3 protein-coding genes and 1 pseudogene are annotated in these 3109 nt (G+C 57.3%); all 4 read left to right on the top strand.

Annotated features, from left to right (window positions below; all coding sequences use genetic code 11):
- On the top strand, nt 1-334 hold a 334-nt coding region (locus ABYO54_RS15690; RefSeq protein WP_372809173.1), incomplete at its 5' end, for an Rrf2 family transcriptional regulator.
- Nucleotides 335-399: 65 nt separating this feature from the next.
- Entirely contained in the window at nt 400-1854 is a 1455-nt protein-coding gene (gene sufB / locus ABYO54_RS15685) for a Fe-S cluster assembly protein SufB (protein WP_372809172.1), read from the top strand.
- Nucleotides 1855-1877: 23 nt separating this feature from the next.
- A complete protein-coding gene (gene sufC, locus ABYO54_RS15680) occupies nt 1878-2627 on the top strand; it encodes a Fe-S cluster assembly ATPase SufC (protein ID WP_372809171.1) in 750 nt (249 codons plus the stop codon).
- A gap of 51 nt (nt 2628-2678) precedes the next feature.
- Nucleotides 2679-3109 (top strand): annotated as a pseudogene (locus ABYO54_RS15675) (Fe-S cluster assembly protein SufD); the annotation flags it as partial.

Raw genomic sequence — 3109 nt, 5'->3', positions numbered from 1 at the left:
TGATCAATCGGAGTTGCACAATGCCAAGGATCTTTCCGCGGCGATTGGCATACCGCTCCCGACCGTAAGCAAAGTCCTTAAGATCCTAACGCAGGGCAATATTCTCCAATCCCATCAGGGCAGCAAGGGCGGCTACTCGCTGGCCCGTCCGGCCAACGAAATTTTCGCCTCGCAAATTGTCGAAGCCGTTGAAGGCCCCGTGGCCATCACCGATTGTTCCAGTGCGGATGGATGCACGCGAAATTGCCCCGTCAGTACCAGCTGGAAAAAGGTCAACAGCAAGATTATCGGCGCCCTCGGCGGAATTTCCCTGGCCGACATCGCGGCCGGCTAATGAAACCCATACCCCTTTATTCGCAAGCAACCGTTCACCCGTAAATAGTACCAAAAAAGCCTTATATGAAAATAGAAGACGAAAAATCCTTCGATGAGCTTTCCGATGGCGAGTACAAGTATGGCTTTGTCACCGACATCGAATCCGACAGCCTGCCTCCCGGCTTGAGCGAAGAGGTGGTGCGCGCGATCTCGAAACGCAAAAACGAACCCGAATGGCTGACGGATTGGCGCGTCAAGGCCTACCACCATTGGGTAACGCTTGAAGAGCCGACTTGGGCCAAGGTGGAATTCCCGCCGATCGACTACCAGGCCGTCAGCTACTATTCCGCTCCGAAGCAGAAGATCGATGCGCCGAAAAGCCTCGACGAGGTGGATCCGGAACTGCTCGAAACCTACGAAAAGCTAGGCATTCCGTTGCGCGAGCAGGAGATGCTGGCCGGGGTTGTTGCGGTCGATGCCGTGTTCGACTCGGTTTCGGTCGCCACCACCTTCAAGGGCAAGCTGGAGGAGATGGGCATTGTCTTCTGTTCTTTTTCCGAAGCGGTGAAGGATCACCCGGAGCTCGTGAAAAAATATCTCGGCTCGGTGGTGCCCTACAAGGACAACTATTTCGCGTCGCTCAATTCGGCGGTCTTTTCCGACGGCTCCTTCTGCTACATCCCCCCCGGGGTGCGCTGCCCGATGGAGTTGTCCACCTATTTCCGGATCAACGCCGCCAACACCGGGCAGTTCGAACGCACCTTGCTGGTGGCCGACGAGGGGGCCTACGTGAGCTATCTCGAAGGCTGCACCGCGCCGCAACGCGACGAAAACCAGTTGCACGCCGCCGTGGTGGAGTTGATTGCCCACGAAAATGCCCAGATCAAGTATGCCACCGTGCAGAACTGGTATCCCGGCGACAAGGACGGCAAAGGCGGAATCTATAACTTCGTTACCAAGCGCGGCCATTGCCGCGGCGACAATTCGAAGATTTCATGGACGCAGGTGGAAACCGGATCCGCGATCACCTGGAAATATCCCAGCTGCATCCTCAAGGGCGACAATTCCGTGGGCGAGTTCTATTCGGTCGCCGTCACCAACAACATGCAGCAGGCCGATACGGGGACCAAGATGATCCACATCGGAAAAAACACGTCGAGCACGATCATCAGCAAGGGCATCTCCGCCGGAAAGGCGCAAAACAGCTATCGCGGCATGGTCAAGGTGGTCGAGACGGCCGAGAACGCGCGGAACTTTTCCCAGTGCGATTCCATGCTGATCGGCGACCAATGCGGGGCGCATACGTTCCCGTACATCGATGTGAACAACCCGACGGCGCAGGTGGAGCACGAAGCAACGACCACCAAGATCGGCGAGGACCAGATTTTCTACTGCAACCAGCGCGGCCTCGATACCGAGGAGGCGGTCAGCCTGATCGTGAACGGCTTCTGTAAGGAAGTGTTCAAAAAGCTGCCGATGGAGTTTGCGGTCGAAGCGCAAAAACTGCTGGGCATCAGTCTCGAAGGTTCGGTCGGATAATTTTTGAATTGGAGAAATAAACCATGGCGTTACTAGAAATCAAAGACCTGCACGCGAGTGTGGCGGATAAGCCGATCCTCAAGGGGATCAATTTGACCATCAACCCTGGCGAAGTCCACGCCATCATGGGGCCGAACGGTTCCGGCAAGAGCACGCTCTCGAACGTGCTGGCGGGCAACGAGGCCTACACGAAGACCGCCGGACGGATCTTGTTCAATGGGGCGGATCTCGACGAGCTGGCGGCGCACGAGCGCGCTTGTGCCGGCATGTTCCTGGCCTTCCAGTACCCCGTCGAGATTGCGGGCATCAGCAACATGTATTTCCTCAAGGCCGCCGTCAACGCGGTGCGGAAATACCAAGGCAAGGACCAGCTCGATGCCATGGACTTCCTCGACCTGGTCGAAGACAAAAAGAAAATCGTGAAGATCCGCGACGACCTGTTGGAGCGCGCGGTCAACTCCGGCTTTTCCGGCGGCGAAAAAAAGCGCAACGAGATCTTCCAGATGGCCATGCTTGAGCCGAAACTCGGCATTCTCGACGAGACCGACTCCGGCCTCGACATCGATGCGTTGCGGATCGTTGCCGATGGCGTGAACGCGCTGCGTTCGCCGGACCGCGGGTTCCTCGTCATCACGCACTACCAGCGCCTGCTCGACTACATTGTTCCGGACCACGTGCACGTTCTCGTCCACGGGCAGATCGTCAAATCCGGAGGAAAGGAATTGGCGCTCGAACTTGAAAACGACGGCTATGCCTTTTGGCATGGCGAGTAAAACAAGATTGCCGTTCCGCCTTCGGGCGGCTTAGCGGATGTTTGGTGAACTATGAATCTGAATGAATTGAGAAATAAAGCCGAGGCCGACTTCAAGGCCAACGGGTTCCCGACCACGAAAGAAGAGTTGTGGCGCTTCACCGATGTGTCGCCTGTCGCCGGCGCGGAGTTTTCCCGCCAGTGGCAGTCGTCCGGTTTGGCGTTCGATCCGCTGGGCGGAATTACGGTGGTCTTTGAGAACGGCAAGTTGTCGGTGGAAAAATCCAGCCTCGGCGCGTTGCCGCCGGGCGTGCGCATCGGCTCGATAATGGATCTGGTGGATCCGCGGATCGGTACGCTGGCCGATTCGCAAAGCGCGTTTGTTGCCGCCAATACCGCCTACTTTACGGATGGCGCCTTCATCGAGGTTGCCGACGGCATGGAATTGGAGGCCCCCATTCATCTGGTGTTTCTGGCCGATCTGCCGGGGGCCGAATTCCACTT

This window comes from Pontiella sp. (genome assembly GCF_041622395.1).
Lineage (GTDB): Bacteria > Verrucomicrobiota > Kiritimatiellia > Kiritimatiellales > Pontiellaceae > Pontiella.
This window is presented reverse-complemented; position numbering and strand designations above follow the sequence as displayed.